The sequence below is a fragment of the Bacteroides sp. 43_46 genome, from assembly GCF_001915455.1.
GTDB classification, from domain to species: domain Bacteria; phylum Bacteroidota; class Bacteroidia; order Bacteroidales; family Bacteroidaceae; genus Bacteroides; species Bacteroides caccae.
Window position 1 is genome coordinate 1 of sequence record NZ_MNQN01000015.1, and the last position, 21,270, is coordinate 21,270.

The following is a 21,270-nucleotide window of genomic DNA, read 5'->3' on the forward strand; positions in this document are numbered from 1 at the left end:
GCCACCAGGAATCGAACCGGGGACACAAGGATTTTCAGTCCTTTGCTCTACCAACTGAGCTATGGCACCTTTTTCGTTTGCGGGTGCAAAGATAAAGAGATTTTTTTATACTACAAGGCTTTTTGAGGAAAAATATTAGAAAAATCCCCTTTGTGACTTTCTAAATAAGGACAAAGGGGATATTCGTATTATTTATCGGTATAGATTTCCGCGTAATCGTCTAATCTATATTCGGATTTATGCTGTGCCAATCCTTAATCGGTGGTAACACCCCCATTCCGATAACTTCATCACGCAGCTTACAGAGATGTTCGTAGCTTTCTTTCAGTTTGGCCTCCTCTTCGGGAGTACCTTTCAGCTCTTTATAATGTACGCCGTCCTTATTGATTTCGGTTTCCATGGCCATCATGATATGGTCGAAACCGTGACTGTGCACGTATGTACCTGCCGGCCAGCGGAAAGGCTTTCCACCCATGGCGGCGGCAATCATTTCAATGGAAACATAGGCAGGGCTTTGGAATGAAGAGCGGCCACGTAAGGCGATAATGTTAGCGCCGCCTTTGGTAACTTTGGTTTGTATCTCTGCCCATTGTTCCTTTGTCAGGGCGGGAGTGCCGATGATGTCCGGCAACGGTTTTCCATCCACTTTGGCGGTAGAGGCATATACGGCCATTTGTTCGCCATGCCCGCCGTACGTACGGCAGTTCTCTATTTTATCGGGAGCAATTCCGAAGTGTTTGGAAAGCTCGCTGCGCAGACGGGTGCTGTCGAGAGCGGCCAGTGTTGTAACCTGAGATGGCTTCAACCCTGAATACAATAACGTAATCAAGCCGGTGATATCCGCAGGGTTAAAGATGACAACCACGTGCTTCACATCCGGGCAGTAAGCTTTTACATTTTTTCCGAATTCTTCGGCGATGGCGGCATTGCCTTTCAGCAAATCTTCGCGGGTCATGCCGGCTTTACGGGCAGCACCACCGGAAGATACTACGTATTTGGCGTCGGTCAAGGCTTCTTTGATGTCGGATGTGAACGTAAGGTTCAAACCTTCGAATCCGCAGTGGAACATTTCTTCCGCTACACCCTCCAGTCCGGGAGCATAAGGGTCGTATAAACAGATGTTCGGGGTGAGGTGCATCATGATTGCGGTCTGCGCCATATTGGAGCCAATCATACCGGCCGCACCTACAATGGTCAGTTTTTCGTTTGTAAGAAATTCCATAATTATATTGTTTAAAGATGAATAACAAGCGCTTTTGTTGATTGCTATGTTACAAAGATAACCGTTTTCAGGCGGAGTTGTTCATATAAAAAAGTTATCTTTTAGAGTGAAAAGTTATTCCTTATCTTTATCTTTGCGCTGAATGCCGGGATAAGTTGTGCGCCGTTGTGCATTATCCTTGCTGTAAACGTTACGAAATATAATTTATATGAGCATAGAGTTAGGGAAGTTCAATACTTTGAGGGTGGTGAAAGAGGTCGATTTCGGAATGTATCTGGATGGCGGTGAAGAAGGAGAGATTCTGCTTCCGTCGCGTTATGTGCCCGAAGAGTGCAAGCCGGGAGATGAGTTGACTGTGTTTATCTACCTGGATAATGAAGAACGGCTGGTAGCTACCACGTTGACGCCGCTGGTGCAGGTCGGGCAATTCGCTTGTCTGGAAGTGGCATGGATAAATCAGTACGGCGCTTTCCTCAACTGGGGATTGATGAAAGATTTGTTTGTCCCTTTCCGTGAGCAGAAGATGAAGATGCAGGTTGGGAAACGATATGTAGTCCATGCGCATCTGGATGATGAAAGCTACCGGATTGTAGCCTCTGCGAAAGTAGACCGTTACCTGTCGAAAGAAAAAGCGCCTTATGCACCCGGCCAGGAAGTCAACATACTTATCTGGCAGAAAACGGATTTGGGTTTCAAGGCTATCATTGAGAACCGATATAGCGGCTTATTGTATGAAAGCGAGATATTTCAGCCCCTGCATACGGGCATGATGCTGAAAGCCTATGTAAAGCAGGTACGTGAGGATGGTAAGATTGACTTGATACTCCAGAAACCGGGTCAGGGTAAAGTGGAAGATTTTGCGACCACCTTGTTGGACTATATCCGCGAACAGGGAGGACACATTACTTTGCATGACAAGAGCCCTGCCGAGGATATTTACGATACATTCGGTGTCAGCAAGAAAACCTTTAAGAAAGCAGTTGGCGATTTATATAAGAAGCATCTGATATCGTTGCAGGAGAATGGCATCGAGCTGGTAAATACCTCTAACCCCTAATTGTGATAGGGTTTTCCCTATAACATATTAGAGAGAAACAAAAGGATAGGGGAAAATATTCCCCTATTTTTGTTTTTACTAAAGAACCGATGGAATATAAACTTGTAAAGAACGCTACCATGAAACGAATATTATTTATATTATTTGCCGCAATAATGAGTACCGCTGTCTGCCATGCGGCTATGAGTAACAGTAAAGTGCGTAAAGAGACACGCTTCCTTACGGACAAGATGGCCTATGAGCTGAAACTGAATACGGAACAGTATAATGATGTGTACGAAATCAATTATGACTTTATCTCGGGTATACGGTATTTAATGGACGATGTCTTGAGGGGTGAAGAATGGGCTTTGAATCGTTATTACGATTATCTGGATATACGTAATGACGATTTGCGCTGGGTGCTGAGCAGCAGACAGTATTCCCGTTTCATGCAGGCCGCTTATTTTTTCCGTCCGGTCTATGTGAGTGGCGGACGATGGTCTTTCCGGATTTATGTTACTTATACCAATCCGAATCATTTCTATTATCCGCGTCCTTACCATTATCGTACTTACTGTGGCGGACATTATCGTACCCATTATCAAAATGTAAGTTACTATCGGGGAAGGCACAATCATCCCACTTATAACGGTTCTTTCCGTATCCGTGATAACAAATCGTACCACACGAGCCGCCGTTCTGATTTCGGTTCGGTCAATATCCGCCCCAACTCCGGTACACGCCCTCGCGTGGAACAGTCCAATCGCCGTCCTGCCGCCAACGGCCCGACACGCCGTTCCGATGCCGGGAAAGAAGTGAATGCGCCGAAACGGGAACAGAGTACTCAAAAAGAAAGCGTAAGGCGCGGTAGCTCTAAAAGGCAGGTGGAGAGCAATAGCAGTTCACGCAGAAGCGGCGGTTCTTCTTCCTCTTCTACGCGTACGACACGTTCTTCTTCCCGTTCGTCGGAAAAAAGTAATGGAACGTCAAGACGAAATTAAACTCTTGTCTGTGCGGCTTAACTGACAAAAGCCCCTTTCCCTCTGTATACGCAGAAGAAAAGGGGCTTATCAACACACAACAACTAAAATTATATTTATTCGATAGGCTCCCCTTTATAAAAGTCCAGTATCTTGGTACGGAAGAGGTACTCATACTTGGCCTGGAGTTCGTCGGATTGCGCTTTCATTAAGTTCTGCTTTGCCTCATTATATTCTACGGCATTCGCTTTTCCGTTCTCGTACTTCTCGCTCATCAACTTAAAGGATGCCTTGCTCGCCGAGGCTGCCGTACTGCTGCTTGTATACTTGCTCTCGGATGCTGCCGCATTGTACCATGCTTGCTGAATTTCTTTGTAGAGGTTCTTTTTGGCATTATCCAGTTGCAAAGAGTAGTTCTCGCGTTGCAGGCGGGCTGTACGTACCCGGTTGCGTGTAGCCAGTCGGTTGAAGATAGGTACGCTCAGATTGAAACCGATGTATTTGTTGAAGTTATCACTCATCTGCTGACTGAAAGTCCGGTTGATGGTCGAATAGTAGTTCGTACCGAGGCTTCCGTTGAAACTCAGTTGCGGATAATAACCGCTTTGGGCGATTCGGATGCTGTGTTTGCTTCCTTCCAGACGATACTGCGCAGCCTGTATAGAAGCCTTGCTGCCCAATGCTATCTGGAAAATTTCATCCGGCGGAGTTAGAGGAGCGAGCTCTATCTTTACGGCGGGCTCTTCCAAAAGGAAACCTTCCGGTGTTTCCAACTCGATAAGTTGGCTGAGGTCGAGTAATGCCAGCCGGTAATCATTGTTCGCTTGTACCGCGTTCATCTCATCCTGCGCTACACGCGCTTTGGCTTCGGCGACTTCTGCCGGAGAGGCTTTCCCTACTTCTGCCAACCGCTCTATACGGTTGTACTGTTCTTTGCTCAGTTCCACTTGTCCCAAGGATACCCGGTACAGTTCCTCATTGAACAATACCTGCAGGTAGACTGAGGCTATGTTGATGGAAATATCTTCTTTGGCTTTCTCCAAGTCGGCAAGGGCGGCTTTGAGGTTCAGCTTGGCCAAAGCATATTGGTTGGGTATCTCGAGCCCGGTAAACAGCGGAATGCTGGTAGAAACGGACATGTTTGTGCCGTGACTGCCCGTGTTGACATATACAGTGGAGTAATCGCCGGTATTTTCGTCCTTGATTGCCGTCTGCGTACGTCCCCAGTTCCAGTTTTGTCCGGCGCTGGCGTTAAGGTTCGGCAGCCGTGCCCATTTGGCGGTATTTACTTCAACATTACTTTGTTCGGCGGCATTGGCTGTCTGGCGGATGTCGATATTATGTTCGATGGCGTAGTCTATGCATTGGCGTAATGACCAACGCTCTTGAGCCTGGATTTGCATACAAGCCAGCATAGCCAGAGATATGCATATATTTCTCTTCATGGTGTTCCTGATTCTTCTGATGGTGAGGGTTATTTATCTTTCTTTTCGGCGCCACGTACCTTGTCTTTGGCAGTCAGACCGCTTTTGACGGCTATCTTGATGCCGTCGCTCATGCCTACCTCTATTTGCCGGCGTTTGAACTTTTGTTGAGGTACACTGTCGGTCAACACATATACGAAGGTGCTGTCGCCGCTGAATTCAACCGTGCTTTCCGGCAGCGCGAGCGTCTTTTGGGCACGTTCCAGTACAATTTCCGCATTGGCGGAATACCCTGAACGGATTTGTACGCTATCCGGCGCTTGAACGGCCGCTTTGATTTCAAACTGGTTGGCGCCGTTTTCTTCCACTCCTTTCGGAGATATGTATTCCAGTACGGCATTGAATGACAGGTTTTGCAGTGCCCCGATAGTCAGTTTCACCGGCATGCCTTCGTGTACGCGTCCTACTTCGGTCTCGTCCAGATTGCCCCGGAAGATAAGGTCGTTCATATTGGCGACGGTAGCGATTGTTGTTCCGTCGTTGAAAGTGTTACTCATAATAACGGAGTTGCCGACTTTGATGGGTACATCCAAAATCAGTCCGGTGATGGTGGAACGAATCAGTGTGCTGCTGAATGAAGCGCTGTTCTTGGTGATACCTTCCTTTACGATTTCCAGATTATCTTTGGCCGTTTGCAGTTCTTCCCGTGCCTGCTTTACGTTCACCTCGCCCTTTTCGTATTCTTCGTTGCTGATGAGCTTGTCGTTAAATAACTTCTCGATGCGCGCAAAATCCGTTTCGGCCTGCTTGGCATTGATTTCAGCCAGGCGGACGCGACTTTCGGCGGAGTTCAGCGTACCTAGTTCGGGGATGACCTTTACTTTGGCAATCACTTCACCTTGCTTCACGCTTTGTCCGGCTTCTTTATATACTTCGGAAATGATACCGGAGATTTGCGGTTTGATGAGTACTTCATCTCTCGGCTCCACTTTCCCGGTAGCCACGGTTGTCTTTTCCAAATCGGCTGTTTCCGGGACGATGGTCTCATATACTTTTACCTTAGGCTGTGACTTCTGATATAAGAACACGAATGTCCAGATAAATATGGCAGCTACCACTACCAACGACGCGATTTTCAGATACTTCTTTGTTTTCATCTTATTATTGTATTATTGTTTTATTTCTCTACGTTATCACCCTGTCACCTCGTATCACTCATCCCTTATCGCCTCAATCGGCTTGATGGCCATTGCACGGTAGGCGGGCGCCAGTCCCGCCAATACTCCCAATGCGATGAGGAGGGTGCAGGTGCCGATAGCCAACCCGAAGGACACCTGATAATGCGTCTTGATTATTCCCGGTTCATTCGCTGCGCTTTCCAGTATTTGCAGCACAAGGACGGCAAAAGAGATGCCTGCCATACCGGCTGCGGTGGTCAGTACCATGCTTTCCGAAAGGATTTGTTGCAGAATGTCTTTGGGACGGGCGCCGATGGCACGCCGTATGCCTATCTCCGTAGTGCGTTCCCTTACCGTAACCATCATAATGTTGGATACGCCGATGGCGCCGGCAAACAGGGTACCCAAGCCTACCATCCAGATAAGGATGCGCGTGCCTGTCATCAGGGTATCCATCATGGAGAACATTGCCTCTGCGTTAAGGAACATGACCGCTTGTTTGTCGTCCGGTGAGATATAATGGGCGGCTTTGACAAGACGTTCTATCTCCGGTTCTACATCCGTAACCTTTACTCCCGGTTTCATGATAAAGCACACGACATCTATTCTTTGTCCCAGGTTGTACGTTTGCTGCATCGTTGTGAAAGGCAGGGTGACGGCTTCCGAAGCCTGTCCCTGTATGTTGACGTTACCTTCGGAAGAGCACATGCCGATGACGCGGTAGTAAATGCCGTTTACCCTGATATATTTTCCGCAAGGGTCCTCACCCGGTCTGAAAAGACTTTCGTACACGCGCTTGCCTATGACGCATACCTTTCGCGCTTCCCGTATATCCACGTCATTGATAAAGCGGCCGTAGGTCATTTCCTGATGTTCTACCTGTTCGTACTCGGGGTACAAGCCTTTGACGCTGCATTCGTATTTGTTTTCGCCGTAAACGGCTGTTTGTCCCCAAAGAGCGAATGACGGAGTGGCTATCTTTATTCCGTCGATGCCGCGCACCCGTTCCACATCTTCCAATTCCAAGTCCCACCGGCGGCCTTTGCGGAAGCCTTTATAAGCCTCACTCGTCTTTTGCGCGGCGATAAATCCGGAGTTGGTGGCAAAGCCCTCGAACTGCGATTTCATTTTCTCCTGCATGCCTTGTCCGCCGCCGATGAGTGCCACAAGCATAAAGATGCCCCAAAACACCCCGAAAGCCGTCAGCAGGCTGCGCGTCTTGTTTCTTGTTATCGTGACGAGGATTTCCTCGCACGTATCCATGTCTATTCTCATAATCGTTTAATCTGCTCTAAGTGCTTCAATGGGACTGATGCTTACCGCCTTTCTGGCCGGAAAGAATCCCGCGAGCGTACCTGCGATAATCAAAGTCAGCGTAGCTTGTATGGCGATGCCGATGTCTACTGTGGGGTCGGAGAACATTCTGGCCTGGAACATACCCGTGTCTGCCGTTTGGGTGCCGAAGGCGGAATTCATCCACTCGGTCACTCCGATGCCCGCTACCATGCCGATGTAGCCGAAGAAGGTCGTAATCGTGACGCTTTCCACAATAATCAGCCAAAGGATGGAGAAAGGCTTTGCGCCCAGCGCTTTCCGTATGCCGAACTCGCGTGTGCGCTCCTTGACGGTAATCAGCATGATATTCGATACACCTACAATACCGCTCAGCAACGTAAAGATACCTATCACCCAAATGGCCGTACGAAGCAGACCGGCAACGTTCTGTGTCTGTATGTACTGTGTGAAGCGGTTCCATATCCAGATTGCGCCTTCATCTTCCGGGTCGAAACGATGATTGGCGGCAATTACTTTCCGGTATTCTTTTTCAAAGGCTTCATTGGCTTCCTCACTCGTGAGGTTTTTGGTGGTGAAGATGATGTTGTTAAGCTTGTCGCCCTTGTTATAAATGGTTTGCAGGGTAGAGAAGGGGATAAAGGCCACGCTGCTCTGGTCGCCCTGGTCTTCGTACAGTCCGGCTACCTGGTAGGCTACGCCGCCTGCATTGACAAACTGGCCGACAGGCTCCGTATGCGACTTCCCGAAAAGAATCTCCGCCGACTTTTTATGAAGAATGATAACTTTCCGCCGCTCTTTGATATCGTTCCGGTTGATGAAGCGTCCGGTTGCGGTTTTTATGGCTTCGGATTGCACGTAGTTCGGGTGTACGCCCATTAGCGAGATATTGATGTATTCTTGTCCGAAGCTGATGTTTACATCGCCCTGCCGCAGTGTGGCGCCGGCGGTGATAATGTTATCCGGAAAGTATTTCTCGGTTGCGGCGAGGTCTTTGTTCTCCATTTGGATGCGTCGTCCCTCTTTCAGTCCTTCGTATGACTTGGTAGTCCAGCCGCCGCCCAGACGAATGGAGTTCAGCGCGCGCTCGGAGGCGTTTTGCTCGAAAGCGTGGATGATGCCGTTGCCCGCTCCCAGCAGTACGATAAGCATAAAGATGCCCCATGCCACCGCAAAACCGGTGAGGAACGTACGCAACTTGTTACGCTTGATGGTACCGTATATTTCTTGCCAAAGGTCTATCATGGTTAATGTGGTAATGCTATAAGATGGTCATTATTTCATATATCCGTCCTTGCCGAATGGCGACGCGTCATGATTCGGATTATCTTCGATACTGCCTATCACGCCGTCCTTGATGTGGATAATCTTATCCGTCTGATTGGCCACGCCGCTCTCGTGAGTTACGACGACGATGGTCATGCCCGTTTCGTGCAAGTCCTTCAGAATCTGCATAACCTCTACGGAAGTTTTGCTGTCGAGGGCGCCGGTCGGTTCGTCGGCAAGGATAATCTGGGGTTGGGTAATCAGCGCACGGGCAATGGCGACACGCTGCTTCTGTCCGCCGGACATCTCATTGGGCATGTGGTGCGCCCAGTCTTTCAGTCCCAAACGCTCCAGATACTCCAGTGCCATGGCATTGCGCTTCCGGCGGCCTACGCCTTGATAGAAGAGCGGGAGAGCTACATTCTCTACCGCATCCTTAAAGGAAATCAAGTTGAATGACTGGAAGATAAAGCCAATCATACGGTTACGGTATTCGGCTGCTTTGTTCTCGCTCAGGTTTTTGATAAGCGTACCGTTCAGATAGTACTCTCCGGTATCGTAATTATCCAGAATGCCTAATATATTAAGTAACGTGGATTTTCCGGAACCCGACGCTCCCATAATGGACACGAACTCTCCTTTCCGGATGTCGAGATCGATGCCTTTGAGAACGTGTAACGGCGCCCCGTTATGATAGGTTTTGTTGATGTCTTTTAGTTGTATCACGATTTTCCCTGTTTATTGCTTTGTTCTTATTAATTTTCACTATTAGACGCACCGATGTCACGAAAAGTTGCAAATGGAGCGAAGTTTTTTAAAAAAAGATTTTGCAGTGTCGTTTTTCTTTGTGTAATTTGTAACCATTAATGTTATAACTAACCCTTTAAACAAAAAAGTAAATATCATGAATTCAAACATGGAAAAACCCTATGTAGTGGGGATTGACATAGGCGGAACGAACACCGTCTTTGGTATCGTGGACGCACGTGGTACTATTCTTGCAAGTGGTTCCATCAAGACGGGAGCTTATGAACGGGCGGAAGATTACGTAGACGAAGTATGTAAGAATCTTCTTCCGCTGATTATCGCAAATGGCGGTGTCGATAAAATAAAAGGTATCGGTATCGGCGCTCCTAACGGCAACTATTATAGCGGTACAATCGAATTCGCCCCGAACCTTCCGTGGAAAGGGGTAGTCCCCTTGGCCGCCATGTTTGAAGAACGTCTGGGTATTCCCACCGCGCTGACCAATGACGCCAATGCCGCCGCCATCGGTGAAATGACCTATGGCGCCGCACGCGGTATGAAAGACTTCATCATGATAACGCTGGGTACAGGCGTAGGTAGCGGTATCGTTATTAACGGCCAGATGGTATACGGACACGACGGTTTCGCCGGAGAGCTGGGACATACCATTATCCGCCGCGAAAACGGTCGTCTTTGCGGATGTGGCCGTCACGGTTGTTTGGAAACTTATTGCTCGGCTACCGGTGTGGCGCGTACTGCACGTGAGTTCCTTACCGCACGTACCGAACCGAGTTTGTTGCGTTCCATTCCCGCCGAAAATATCACGTCTAAGGATGTGTACGACGCGGCCGTTCAAGGCGACAAGCTGGCGCAAGATATTTTTGATTTTACCGGTATCATTCTGGGCGAGGCTCTTGCGGACTTTATCGCTTTCTCCAGTCCCGAAGCCATTATTCTGTTCGGCGGATTGGCTAAATCAGGCGATTATATCTTCAAGCCTATTCAGAAAGCTATCGATGACAATGTCCTGACTATTTACAAAGGCAAGGCAAAACTGATGATGTCCGAGCTGAAAGACTCTGATGCAGCCGTACTGGGAGCCAGTGCACTGGGTTGGGAGTTGAGAGATATTAAATAAGCGCAGTCTTTAATAAAGGTATAGCCGCCCTGCCGGAACATCACGTTCCGGCAGGGCGGCATTGTTTTTTGATGTACATCAAAAGAGATTTCCAACCGTATCGAACGAATTTTTCCCTATGGTGAAAAGTCTTTTTCGTCCTACGAAAATAGAATATCCTTGTAGGAAACATAAGTTTTCCTGTACCCCCTTCACCTTTCACATCCCTTTATCCATACGGGATAGCGGGTGAAGGGGTGTTGTTGGTGTACACCGCGAGAACCGGCTTGCGGGACGGATGTTTTTGTCTTGCGAGACGGTTGCATTCGTCTCGTGAGATGGATTTATCCGTCTCCTGAGACAAATAATTCCATCCCGTGGGACGGGGCTTTTGAGATATTAAAAAAGGGAAACCGAATCAATCGGCTTCCCTTTTTTATTTAGAAATAGGAGTTCGGAATTAACCGTTGACTCTTTTTTCTTTAATTCTTGCTTTCTTACCGGTAAGAGCGCGCAGATAGTACAATTTGGCGCGACGAACTTTACCCACTTTGTTCACTTCGATGCTGTCGATAGCCGGTGATTCAATCGGGAAAATACGTTCTACACCTACAGTACCAGACATTTTACGTACGGTAAAACGCTTCTTGTCTCCATGTCCGGCAATCTTGATAACAACGCCGCGGTACAACTGTACACGTTCTTTGTTACCTTCGACGATACGATATGCTACTGTAACAGTGTCACCTGCCTTGAAGCTCGGGTGTTGTTTGCCGGTAGCAAATGCTTCTTCTGCAATTTTAATTAAATCCATTGTTCTTATTATTAAATTGTTTGATCGTTACAACGCAACATACCAGGCTTCTCACTCGGTGTCCTGACAGCGATTGCGCGAAAGCGGTGCAAAGGTAGAGTTTTTCTTTTGATTGACAAAGGGATGTACGCTTTTTCTTTTTTGTCAGATTGAAAGAAAAACTATCCCCCCTTTGGGATTACAGCAAAAGAAAAGTATATTTGTAGCAATTTAAAACGAACAAATATGAAGAAAAGTTATTTGAAATTCGTTTCCGGCGCAGCGTTGGCAATGATGTTTTTGTTGGCATCTTGCCATTCGGCCTGCGAAGTGACGAAAGTGGAAGGACGTATGCAACCGATGGATTCCACGTATGATGTTAATCCCGATACGGAAGCTATGGCGCTGCTTGCCCCCTATAAGGCAAAGATAGACAGCATGATGTACCGGGTGGTGGGCACTGCCGAAATGTCTATGGATAAAGGCGCTCCCGAAAGTCTCCTTTCCAATCTGGTGGCCGACGTGCTGCGCGGAGCGGCCGCGCAAGTGCTCGGAAAACCTGCCGATATGGGGCTTGTGAACATGGGCGGTCTGCGCAATGTGCTGACCGAAGGTGCCGTTACCTGCGGTAATATCTACGAAATACTGCCGTTTGAGAACTCGCTTTGCGTGGTAACTCTGAAGGGCGTTTATCTGAACCATCTGTTTGAAAATATAGCGGCGCGCGGCGGCGAAGGAGTCAGCGGCGTACAATTGCAGATTACCAAAGACGGCAAACTGCTCCGGGCTACCGTAGCCGGCAAGCCGGTTGTCGACGACAAGCTGTACACGGTTGCCACCATCGACTATCTGGCCGACGGCAATGACGGTATGACCGCCCTTATTCAGGGCGAGAAGAGAGACTGTCCGCCGGGAGCAACCTTGCGTGGTCTGTTTATGGACTATGTGGAGCGGCAGACGGCAGCGGGAAAGAAGATTATTTCGCGCATGGAAGGACGAATCACGGTAGAAGATTAAGAACGGAAAACTAAAAAAAGAGAATTCGATGAAACGTATATCTATATATTGCTTGCTGATATTCTGCGTATTGCTGACAGCATCGGCACAGCAGACCAAACAACTGGTCATTCTGCACACAAGTGATACCCATAGCCGTATCGAACCGATTGACCCGCATGCTGCCGACCGGTATGCCGGTATGGGCGGTGTGGTGCGCCGTGCCACTTTTCTGAAAGATTTTCGTGCCGGAAATCCGGATGTCCTGCTCTTTGACTGCGGCGACATTTCGCAAGGTACGCCGTATTACAACCTTTTCCAAGGCGAGGTGGAAGTCAAGATGATGAACCTCATGGGCTATGACGCCATGACTATCGGTAACCATGAGTTTGACTTCGGGCTGGATAATATGGCGCGTTTGTTCCGCATGGCCGATTTCCCGGTGGTGTGCGCCAACTATGATGTCACCGGAACCGTCCTTGAAGGGCTGGTGAAGCCTTACGTTGTACTGAACCGCGACGGAATGAAAATCGGCGTATTTGGGTTGAGTCCCAAAATGGAAGGCTTGGTACAGGCCGATAAGTGCGAAGGCGTCGTTTACAACGACCCGATTGCCGCGGCGCAGGAAGTGACCGACCGGCTGCGCGCACAAGAGGGATGCGATGTGGTTATCTGCCTTTCTCATCTCGGATTCCGCATAAAGAATGAAGTTTGCGACGAGAAACTGGCGGCGGAAACCAAAGGTATCGATGTAATTCTGGGCGGGCATTCCCACACCTTTATGGAGAAGCCGGCCTTTTACCTGAATGCCGAGGGCAAGAGTGTCCCGGTATTGCACACCGGAAAGAGCGGTATTTTCGTAGGAGAATTGGATTTGACGTTGACTAAGGAGTAGTAGATGAAAAGACTGTTACTATTTGTTCTGATGATAATGGGATGTTGCGGCCGTTTCGCTTCGGATGCGAAACGGTGTCCGGCGACACCTGCCGTTGCGGCTCCCGTGGAACCGTTGTTGGTAAGGCCGGTACTGGATGACGTGCGGTGCAGGCAGTGGGTGGACTCGGTGTTGGATAAACTGAGTCTGAAGGAACGTATAGGACAGCTTTTTATTTATACAATCGCCCCCTATCAGGATAAAGCCAACAAGGAGTTGTTGCGTAAGGTGGTTGAGGATTACAAGGTTGGCGGCCTGCTGTTCTCCGGCGGCTTGATGCAGAACCAGGCTATGCTGACGAATGAGGCGCAGCGCATGGCGGATATTCCTCTGCTGATTACGTTCGACGGGGAGTGGGGGCTGTCCATGCGCTTGCGGGGTACGCCCGTCTTTCCGAAGAATATGGTGCTGGGCTGCATACGGAACGACAGCTTGCTTTATGAATACGGCCGGGAGATGGCAAGGCAGTGCCGGGAACTGGGTGTACAGGTGAATTTCGCCCCTGTGGCGGATGTCAATATCAATCCGAAGAATCCGGTCATCAATACCCGCTCTTTCGGTGAGAGTCCGGTGAACGTGGCCGATAAGGTTACCGCTTATGCCAAAGGGCTGGAAGACGGCGGGGTACTCTCGGTGTCCAAGCATTTCCCCGGTCATGGGGATACGGATGTGGATTCGCACAAGGCGCTTCCTACGTTACCTTTCACGCGTGCGCGTCTGGATAGTGTGGAGCTGTATCCTTTTAAGAAAGTCATTCAGGAAGGGTTGAGCGGTATTATGGTAGGGCATCTGGAAGTTCCCGCTTTTGAGGCGCAAAGCGGATTGCCGTCTTCTCTTTCCCGTAATGTGGTTTATGACTTGCTGACACGCGAGTTGAAGTTTCGGGGACTTATCTTTACGGATGCCTTGGCGATGAAAGGGGTGTCGAATAATGGGTCGCTCTGTTTGAAAGCGTTGAAAGCGGGCAATGATTTGCTGCTCGTTCCACGGCGTATCAAGGAAGAAGTGGATGCCGTATTGGCTGCCGTAAAACGTGGCGAGCTGACGGAACAGGTGGTAGAGGAGAAGTGCAGGAAGGTGTTGACTTATAAATATGCTTTGGGGCTGAATAAGAAGCCGATGATTCGCCTTTCCGGTTTGGGAACCCGGATTAATACGCCTTATACACGTGATTTGATTCGCCGTCTGAACATGGCTGCCATTACCGTGCTGGGTAATGCAACGGAAGTGCTGCCGCTGGACCCGTCGATAAAGGATGTTGCCGTACTGAATGTAGGTGCGGCTGCGGAGATACGGCCTTTCATCAAACAGCTGTCCGGATATACGCGTCCGGTAGAGTTCCAATTGGGGAAAGACCTGCCGGCAGCGGGGCGTAAGGCTTTGAGGGATAAGCTGTCAAAATATAAACGTATTCTGGTATGCGTCACCGAGCATCGTTTGGCCGCTTATCAGTCTTTCTTTGCGGAGTTTGCCCCGGATGTCCCGGTGGTGTACGTGTTCTTCATTCCCGCTAAGCAACTGTTGCAGATACATCGGGGCATATCGGCCGCCGGAGCGGTGGTATTGGCTCATTCTTCGGATGAGGATGTGCAGCGGCAGGTAGCCGGGATACTCTATGCGGACGCTGTGGCTGACGGCAGGCTTTCGGCAAGTATCGGCGGTTTGTTTGCTACCGGAGAGGGGGTAGACCTGAACCCGCAGACAGAGCCGCATTTCGTACCCGAAGAGCATGGGCTGGATTCACGCTTGCTGGCGCGGATTGATACGCTGGCGCGCGAAGGTATACGGGAAGGCGCCTATCCGGGATGTCAGGTAGTGATTTTGAAGGATGGGAAAGAGATGTATAATAAGGCTTTCGGCACTTATACATGGAATACGGCTAAGAATAAAGCCGCTGTTCCGGTGACGCCGGCATCCGTATATGATATTGCGTCTTTGACGAAGACCACGGCTACCTTATTGGCCGTAATGAAGCTGTATGATAAAGGACGCTTGAACCTGACAGACCGTGTGGCTGATTATCTTCCATACTTGCAAGATACGGATAAACGTAATATCACTGTCAGGGAATTGTTGTTCCATCAGTCGGGGTTACCTTCCACTTTGTTGTTCTATCTGGAGGCCGTCGACAAGGACAGTTATGATGGTACATTGTTCAAGGCAAGGGCGGATGCGCAGCATCCTACCCGTATCGGGCGGCAGACATGGGCTAATCCGAAGTTCCGTTTCCGTCCGGGACTGACTTCGAAAGTACGTACAGCCGAATGTACGTTGCAGGTTTGTGACAGCCTCTGGCTGAACAAGTCTTTCAAAAAAGAGTATCTTCAAAAAATCGCGGATACCCCTCTGAAGGATAAACGGTATCGTTATAGCTGCGTGGGCTTTATTCTGTTGCAGCAACTGGTTGAGGCGCGTGCGGGAATGCCTATGGATGAGTTTCTGGCTCAGGAGTTTTATACTCCGATGGGGTTGAAGCGCACCGGGTATCTTCCGTTACGGTTCTTACCTGAAGAGGAGATTGTTCCTTCGTCCGTTGACCCTTTCCTGAGGAAAACGACTCTGCAAGGATTCGTGCATGATGAGTCTGCCGCTTTTCAGGGTGGTGTTTCCGGCAACGCGGGATTATTCTCTACGGCTGGGGAAGTGGCACGGATTTATCAAATGTTGCTGAACGGCGGTGAACTGGATGGAAAACGCTATTTGAGTAAGGAAACTTGCAGGCTCTTTACCACTACGGTTGCCAGAAGCTGTCGCCGCGGCCTGGGATTCGATAAGCCGGATATGCAGAACCCTGCAAAAAGTCCTTGCGCACCTTCCGCCCCGGCATCGGTGTACGGGCATACGGGTTTTACCGGTACTTGCGCATGGGTGGACCCGGATAATGGCTTGGTTTATGTTTTTCTCAGCAACCGTATTTATCCGGACGTATGGAACTCGAAGCTGCTAAAGCTGGATATTAGGGGGAGAATACAGGAAGCGATGTATCGGGCGGTGTTGAAGTAAGGTATCACGTCCGAATAAAAAATAGAGGAGAGGCTGGCTGACTTTGGATTGTCAGGCAGCCTCTCCTTTTTTTGAAACAATTAATTTATTCTGTTAAGCTTTAGGTGTGTATGTTAGAATGCGATACCGATACGTAAGCCTAAGTTATTCACACCGTCTACACTGTAAGTGAAGAGGTCGCCTTTGTTGGTGCCGTAGCTATAATAGGCCGCGAAGTGCAGACCCGGACCGTAAGCCCACGGATAGACGTTGAAGCCGATTTCGGGGGATACATAGAAGCCCCATGTATCTTTGTTGGTTTCGAACGCGTTGAAAGTGGACTTCAACTGCGCATATTGTGCGCCGAGTTTGACGCCTACATACGGCTGGAATGCACCGCCGCGGTTCCATGCGTAACGCGTGGCAAGACCGAAAGGCAACTGGAATACGGTGTGCTGCTGGTCGGTGTTCAAGCTACCGCTTTCGCCAACCGGCAAGGTCTGACGGCTGAAATATTCATGATTGCTATGATAAGCAAGGAAGCCTCCTAAAGCAAAATTGGACGTCAGGAAGTAACCGCCTTCAAAGTTCATACCCCATCCGCTGGCTTTATCGGCGAAGTGGTTGCTTAAGGGGAAGTTGAACTGCCAATCGATGTTGGCGTAACCGTTATCGGTCATCTGTGCCTTTGCCGGCATGGCGAAGACAAGGGCGAGGGCTGCAATGGCGAATGCCCTCAAAGATATATATTTCAATGTTTTCATACTTGTTCTTGTTTTATAAATTCAACAATAGCTTGCTATCGGGATAGAAGAAGCTGGCTGCTTATCTCGGTTGAGCACTCATTCTGTTCAGATAGGCAGATTGTGTAAAGGATTGGTTTACGCCTTCTACGGCCATCTTGGTGTTGAAAGAAGTCGAACCGCTCAATAATCCGCTCATGTAGCTGGTCCACAGAACAGGGAGTTTCTCTTTCTCGCCTTGAGGAGCGTCGAGGTTCAGCAATTCGGTGATGAAGGAACCGGTACTATAAGCATAGTTTACGGCATACGGATAGTACCATCCGCCCCAGTTACCCCAGTAAGGAGCGTCCCAATAGCCCGGATAGTTCCACCACCATTCGGGGCGTCCGTAGTCTGTAAAGTAGTAAGTGCTCTTTACGTAGCTGACTTGCAAACCGAGGTCGGCGTCTTCACGGTTGTCCACACGGAGATAACCGCGGTTGTTCATATTGGTAACGTATGCGCTGAGGATTTCCTGCGCGCTTTCGTCTTTCCAATATTCGGCGTCTTTACTGTTGCCGATAACAAGGATGCTATCCGGTAAGTAGTAAGTTTCGAAAGCTTTGAAGTCTGCTTTCGTGTCATAATTGGTATAAACCAGATACTTGCTGTCCAGCTTATCCATGTCGGGGTCTTTTTCGCAAGAAACAAATGCTATTGCGAAGACCGCTAATAATAAGGGAATAAATTTCTTCATACTTCTATAATTGTTTAGGTTAAATATAAATTCCTGCCCTATTGGTACCTTAGGCTTTTGGAGAAAGAACAAGATAAAAAATAAAAGGTTCAAAAATAAATGTGTTAAATGTGCGGCGAACGATAAAGAAATAGGGTGATGAATGTATGGTAAATACATCATCACCCTATTGTATGCAGGCTTATCGCAACTATTTTACAATCTGATAAATACTTTCTAATTCTTCTGCGGAGAAAGCCGTGTTTTCCATCGCTCTCAGATTATCTGCCAATTGTCCGACGGAACTTGCCCCGATAATGACCGAGGTCACCAAGTCGTCTTTCAGTATCCATGCGAGCGCCATCTCGGCAAGGGTTTGGCCGCGACGGATAGCGAGTGCATTCAGTGCTTGGATTTTGCTCAAGACTTCCTCTGTCAGCGCTTCTTTTTTAAGGAAGCCGCCTTTGGCGATGCGCGAGTTTTCTGGAATACCGTTCAGGTAGCGGTCTGTAAGCAAGCCTTGTGCCAGAGGAGAGAAGGCGATGAAACCGGTACCGTTCTCTTTGGCTTGTAGCAGGATGCCTTCTTCTTCCGGCTCGCGGTTGAACAGGTTGTATCTGCCTTGGTAGAGGAGACAGTGAACATCTCTCTCTTCCAGATATTTATAAGCTAATTCTGCTTTGTCTTTAGGGTATTTGGAGATACCGATGTAGAGTGCTTTCCCTTGCCGTACAATATCAACCAGTGTTTGAAGTGTTTCTTCGAGAGGGGTATTGGGGTCGTAGCGATGGGCATAGAAGATATCTACATAATCCAAATTCATTCGCTTCAGGCTTTGGTTGAGGCTGCTCATTAAAGACTTTCGGGAACCCCAGTCACCGTAAGGTCCTGCCCACATTTCATGTCCAGCTTTGGTGGAAATGAATAACTCGTCCCGGTAGGGCATAAATGATTTCTTCATGATCATGCCGAATGTTTCCTCTGCGGAGCCATAGGAAGGGCCATAGTTATTGGCAAGGTCAAAGTGGGTGATACCTTTGTCGAATGCGTAATGCGCCATTGACAGAGAGTTGGCAAATGTATTGATATCGCCGAAGTTGTGCCATAACCCTAAAGAAATTTCAGGCAGCAGGATACCGCTCTTACCGCAACGGCGGTATTTCATACCGTTATCGTATCTGTCGGGGGCCGGGGAATAGGTGGGATTTATCATATCTGTTGGTTTTAGTAAAAGTGTTAGTACTTGATTAGTAGTTGTTGTAAAATAATTCTATATTCATTGGGAGTATTACCCTTTTTCTTTTTAAACGTCCGGATAAAATTAGATAAGTTATTGAAACCGCATGAATAACAAATCTCTGCTACTGTGTGAGAAGTCTCGGTCAGCATTTGACAGGCATGCGCTATTCGTAAGTTAGTCACATATTCTATAAAAGTGAAGTTCGTTTTTTTCTTGAAGAAATGGCTAAATGCAGATTCTGACATATTGACCAAATCTGCTGCTTCTTTTAATTTAATGGGTTCTTGGTAGTTTAATTCTATATATTTACAGACTTTGGCTATCCTTCTGCTTTTTGATGTACGAACTGTATCTAGGGTGTTGTAGAGATTGTCTACTAATGTATGATACTCTGATGTAGATAATTCGTGCAGAATAGAAAAGAATTCCAATACAGTGTGGAAGCCTTGCATACGTGTCAACAGGAGGATTCTCTCTTTCATTCTGAGCATCGTTTCTTCAGAGAAGGAAATTCCTTTTTGTGCATTGTGCAAGAGTTGCTTTATTGTACTGAATAATCGTTTGTTTAAAATAGGGAAGTTCAATAGATTCTCTGAAAATTGAATTGTTACTACATGATTGCCTTCTATAATTTCTCCTTTCCAAGCGTGAGGGAGTCCTGGACCAATCATTATTAAATCCAACTCACCGAATTTTTCTATGGAATCACCGATAATTCTTTCTCCATATGTATTTAATACCAGATTTAGTTCAAAATCGGAATGATAATGTATAGGATAGTCGAATTTAGCATCAGGATGATTCAAAACAATGAATAAATCATCATTAGAGATAGGTGTTATTTCTTTTTGAATGTCTTTCATTGGTACAAGCCTATTTTGTGCACAAAGCTACAAATAATTATGAAAAAGCAGTGAAGTATTCAAAAAAGTATAATCATTAAACAATATACTATCAGAATGTTATAGTGTCATACTCTACCTTTGCAAAATAAATTATATCCTTTAAATTAATGTTGAAATATCATGGAGGCATTTTCTATCGGAACTATTGATATTGTTATTGTAGCAGTCTACCTTCTGTTTATAATATGGTGGGGAATAAAGAATGGAAAGAGTACAGATGCACAGTCTTATTTTTTGGCTGGACGCTCGATGCCTTGGTGGGTGGTTGGACTTTCGTTATTTGCAGCCAGTATATCCAGTACAACATTAATTGGACAGTCTGGAGATGCTTACCACACAGGACTGGCTGTTTTCAATTATAACTTGACAGGCATTATAGTTATGGTCTTTTTTGCAGTCTTCCTCCTCCCTTTATATATAAGATCAAAGGTATTTACTATTCCTGAGTTTTTAGAAAGGCGATTTGATAAACGTTCCCGATATTACTTTTCTGCTATTTGTATTGTAGGTAATATATTTCTTGATGCAGCCGGAGCTCTTTATGCTGCTGCATTGATTATTAAATTAGTATTGCCGGAAGTGGATCTGCGTCTGATTATTGTAGTCTTTGCTATTATAGCAGCTTCATATACTATTCCAGGAGGACTATCTTCTACTATTAATGCAGAACTCATTCAGGCTGTCGTTTTGATTTTGGGTTCAGTATTACTTACTTATTTTTGCTTTTCGCAAGGTGGTGATTATTTCTTTAATCTTTGGGCAAATGATGATATTTTAGTAAAATTAATTCGCCCGTTATCAGACAATGCAACTCCTTGGTTAGGCTTGATTGTAGGAATGCCTGTATTGGGTATCTATTTTTGGGCAAATAATCAGACTCTGGTACAACGTGTTTTAAGTGCAAAAACTATTGATGAGGGAAGAAAAGGAGTAATTTTCACGGGCTTTCTGACAATGAGTACGTTGTTTATTATTGCTGTTCCGGGATTGATAGCCCGTAATTTATTTCCTGGACTGGAGAAACCGGATATGGTATATCCTAATATGGTAATGCAATTGATGCCGGTAGGGTTATTAGGTGTAATGTTAGCTGCATTGTTGTCTGCTTTAACTTCTACAATCAGTGCGATCTTAAATTCAACTTCTACGTTGTTTACAATGGACTTTTATGCACAAATTACTAAAGAGGTAGACGCTAAGAAATTGGTATTAGTAGGAAAAATAGCTTCTTGTATAATTATTATACTTGCGGCACTGTGGGCTCCTCAGATAGGAAAGTTTGGGTCACTTTTGAAATACTATCAAGAAATGCTTTCTTATATTGCTCCACCTATTGTAGCGGCTTTTTTACTTGGAATTTTTAATAAAAGGGTGAATGGAAGTGGGGCTTTTATAGGATTAATTTCAGGTTTTTTGATAGCTCTTCTTTTGTTGTTTTATAAGAATGCAATATTTGGAGATTTACATTTCTTGTTAATGGTGCCTTTTTTACTGATATTCAGTATGGTGGTAATTTATGTAGCTAGTTTGTTTTTTGGAGTTCCGAAGATGCAGGCGTTAATCGATACCACTTTTTCTTTTATAGATTTAAAAGAAGAATATGTGAACTTAAGAAGAACAGCTTGGTATAAGAATTATCAGATATGGGCTGCTATTTTACTTGTGTTGAGTGCTTTTATTTGGATCATTTTTTAAT

General features: G+C 47.0%; 18 protein-coding genes. 7 read left to right on the plus strand and 11 right to left on the minus strand.

Annotated elements, in window-relative coordinates:
• Positions 1-220: 220 nt before the first annotated feature.
• Entirely contained in the window at positions 221-1,222 is a 1,002-nt protein-coding gene (locus BHV72_RS00715; protein ID WP_087413403.1) for a malate dehydrogenase, read from the minus strand.
• 208 nt (positions 1,223-1,430) lie between these two features.
• On the opposite strand from BHV72_RS00715, the gene BHV72_RS00720 reads away from it, so the two are divergent.
• Together BHV72_RS00720 and BHV72_RS00725 are read left to right on the plus strand one after the other, a co-directional pair.
• Entirely contained in the window at positions 1,431-2,279 is an 849-nt protein-coding gene (locus tag BHV72_RS00720) for a CvfB family protein (protein ID WP_022219383.1), read from the plus strand.
• A 119-nt stretch (positions 2,280-2,398) separates the two neighbouring features.
• Entirely contained in the window at positions 2,399-3,262 is an 864-nt protein-coding gene (locus BHV72_RS00725) for a hypothetical protein (protein ID WP_087413435.1), read from the plus strand.
• Positions 3,263-3,357: 95 nt separating this feature from the next.
• On the opposite strand, the gene BHV72_RS00730 is transcribed toward BHV72_RS00725, so the two are convergent.
• The 5 genes from BHV72_RS00730 to BHV72_RS00750 are packed head-to-tail and all read right to left on the minus strand — an operon-like array spanning position 3,358 to position 9,128.
• On the minus strand, positions 3,358-4,686 hold the full coding sequence (locus tag BHV72_RS00730; RefSeq protein ID WP_087413404.1) for a TolC family protein: 1,329 nt from the start codon (positions 4,684-4,686) through the stop codon (positions 3,358-3,360).
• 29 nt (positions 4,687-4,715) lie between these two features.
• Positions 4,716-5,822 (minus strand): efflux RND transporter periplasmic adaptor subunit, encoded by a 1,107-nt coding sequence (locus BHV72_RS00735; protein ID WP_009122356.1) that lies wholly within the window; start codon positions 5,820-5,822, stop codon positions 4,716-4,718.
• Positions 5,823-5,876: 54 nt separating this feature from the next.
• Entirely contained in the window at positions 5,877-7,118 is a 1,242-nt protein-coding gene (locus BHV72_RS00740; RefSeq protein ID WP_087413405.1) for an ABC transporter permease, read from the minus strand.
• Between the two features lie 6 nt (positions 7,119-7,124).
• Positions 7,125-8,381 (minus strand): ABC transporter permease, encoded by a 1,257-nt coding sequence (locus BHV72_RS00745; RefSeq protein WP_286853556.1) that lies wholly within the window; start codon positions 8,379-8,381, stop codon positions 7,125-7,127.
• Between the two features lie 30 nt (positions 8,382-8,411).
• Positions 8,412-9,128 (minus strand): ABC transporter ATP-binding protein, encoded by a 717-nt coding sequence (locus BHV72_RS00750; protein ID WP_009122353.1) that lies wholly within the window; start codon positions 9,126-9,128, stop codon positions 8,412-8,414.
• Positions 9,129-9,306: 178 nt separating this feature from the next.
• Here BHV72_RS00750 and BHV72_RS00755 point away from each other — a divergent pair, with 178 nt between their 5' ends.
• Complete coding sequence (locus BHV72_RS00755) at positions 9,307-10,287, plus strand: ROK family protein (protein ID WP_087413407.1); 981 nt, start codon at positions 9,307-9,309, stop codon at positions 10,285-10,287.
• Between the two features lie 439 nt (positions 10,288-10,726).
• On the opposite strand, the gene rplS is transcribed toward BHV72_RS00755, so the two are convergent.
• Positions 10,727-11,080: a 50S ribosomal protein L19 gene (gene rplS / locus BHV72_RS00760; protein ID WP_009122351.1), complete on the minus strand. Its 354-nt coding sequence runs from the start codon at positions 11,078-11,080 to the stop codon at positions 10,727-10,729.
• Between the two features lie 225 nt (positions 11,081-11,305).
• Here rplS and BHV72_RS00765 point away from each other — a divergent pair, with 225 nt between their 5' ends.
• From BHV72_RS00765 to BHV72_RS00775, 3 genes are read left to right on the plus strand one after another with little or no spacing between them, the layout of a single operon-like run.
• Positions 11,306-12,076: a 5'-nucleotidase C-terminal domain-containing protein gene (locus BHV72_RS00765; protein WP_087413408.1), complete on the plus strand. Its 771-nt coding sequence runs from the start codon at positions 11,306-11,308 to the stop codon at positions 12,074-12,076.
• Between the two features lie 28 nt (positions 12,077-12,104).
• Positions 12,105-12,950: a bifunctional metallophosphatase/5'-nucleotidase gene (locus BHV72_RS00770; protein WP_009122349.1), complete on the plus strand. Its 846-nt coding sequence runs from the start codon at positions 12,105-12,107 to the stop codon at positions 12,948-12,950.
• 3 nt (positions 12,951-12,953) lie between these two features.
• Positions 12,954-15,992, plus strand: a complete 3,039-nt coding sequence (locus BHV72_RS00775; RefSeq protein ID WP_087413409.1) for a serine hydrolase domain-containing protein — start codon at positions 12,954-12,956, stop codon at positions 15,990-15,992.
• 113 nt (positions 15,993-16,105) lie between these two features.
• Here BHV72_RS00775 and BHV72_RS00780 read toward each other — a convergent pair whose 3' ends face one another.
• The 4 genes from BHV72_RS00780 to BHV72_RS00795 form a co-directional block, all read right to left on the minus strand.
• Entirely contained in the window at positions 16,106-16,735 is a 630-nt protein-coding gene (locus BHV72_RS00780) for a porin family protein (RefSeq protein ID WP_009122347.1), read from the minus strand.
• A gap of 61 nt (positions 16,736-16,796) precedes the next feature.
• Complete coding sequence (locus BHV72_RS00785; RefSeq protein ID WP_022219374.1) at positions 16,797-17,450, minus strand: DUF4136 domain-containing protein; 654 nt, start codon at positions 17,448-17,450, stop codon at positions 16,797-16,799.
• 190 nt (positions 17,451-17,640) lie between these two features.
• Complete coding sequence (locus BHV72_RS00790; RefSeq protein ID WP_087413410.1) at positions 17,641-18,642, minus strand: aldo/keto reductase; 1,002 nt, start codon at positions 18,640-18,642, stop codon at positions 17,641-17,643.
• A gap of 23 nt (positions 18,643-18,665) precedes the next feature.
• Entirely contained in the window at positions 18,666-19,532 is an 867-nt protein-coding gene (locus tag BHV72_RS00795; protein ID WP_087413411.1) for an AraC family transcriptional regulator, read from the minus strand.
• Between the two features lie 162 nt (positions 19,533-19,694).
• Here BHV72_RS00795 and BHV72_RS00800 point away from each other — a divergent pair, with 162 nt between their 5' ends.
• Positions 19,695-21,269: a sodium:solute symporter gene (locus BHV72_RS00800; protein ID WP_087413412.1), complete on the plus strand. Its 1,575-nt coding sequence runs from the start codon at positions 19,695-19,697 to the stop codon at positions 21,267-21,269.
• The last annotated feature ends 1 nt before the right edge of the window (position 21,270 follow it).